The following is a 595-nucleotide window of genomic DNA, read 5'->3' on the forward strand; positions in this document are numbered from 1 at the left end:
GGAAGCGTTCCAGCGCAACCGGAGGCCTAACCAACCCAGATGAAAGGACCATCAGTCATGGCCTTTTTCCCCTCCGGCGCCTAACTCTAGCTTACGCTTCCTTCTCTCTGCCAGGCGTGCCCTGCGCGCCCATATTTCCTTCGCGGCGCCGAGTATCTGAATCATGTTGTGGTTGGTATCAGGGTCAGTCTTCAGCCGTGCAATCTCATCCTCCAGCAGTTGCACCGCCTCGTCAGGTTCTGGCTGATATTCGTATTCGAGAGTGTGAATGATTTCAGCATTTAAGCTGCGGTTATTCTTAGCCGCCGCCGCTTCGATGCGATCATAGAGATACTGGGGGAGGCGGAGGGTGGTCCGCTTAGTATCGTCATTGGCGTCCATCTGGCGTCACTTTCCGATTGACGCCAAAGTGGCGTCACTATAACTTGGCGTCACAATGACGTCGAAACGGAGATACATGAACCAGAGAGCCGAAACAACCCGGACGACGTTGCGGATGCCCCTGCGGGTGAAGCGGTGGGTCCAGGAAACGGCTGATGCGGCAGGGATCTCGGAGAACGCCCGGATCATTCTGTTGCTTCAAGAGAAGATGGCG

The 595-nt window shown here is 55.8% G+C and carries 1 protein-coding gene; it reads right to left on the minus strand.

Annotation, left to right across the window (positions count from 1 at the left end):
• Positions 1-51 precede the first annotated feature (51 nt).
• Positions 52-381, minus strand: a complete 330-nt coding sequence (locus tag ABNX41_RS21935) for an Arc family DNA-binding protein (RefSeq protein WP_438671794.1) — start codon at positions 379-381, stop codon at positions 52-54.
• Positions 382-595: the final 214 nt, after the last annotated feature.

It is taken from the genome of Pseudogemmobacter sonorensis, assembly GCF_042762395.1.
Classification (GTDB): domain Bacteria; phylum Pseudomonadota; class Alphaproteobacteria; order Rhodobacterales; family Rhodobacteraceae; genus Pseudogemmobacter; species Pseudogemmobacter sonorensis.

Bases quoted from the DNA above. Each gene is read 5' to 3' on its own strand.
- ABNX41_RS21935 (WP_438671794.1), bottom strand. From the start codon at position 381: ATGGACGCCAATGACGATACTAAGCGGACCACCCTCCGCCTCCCCCAG.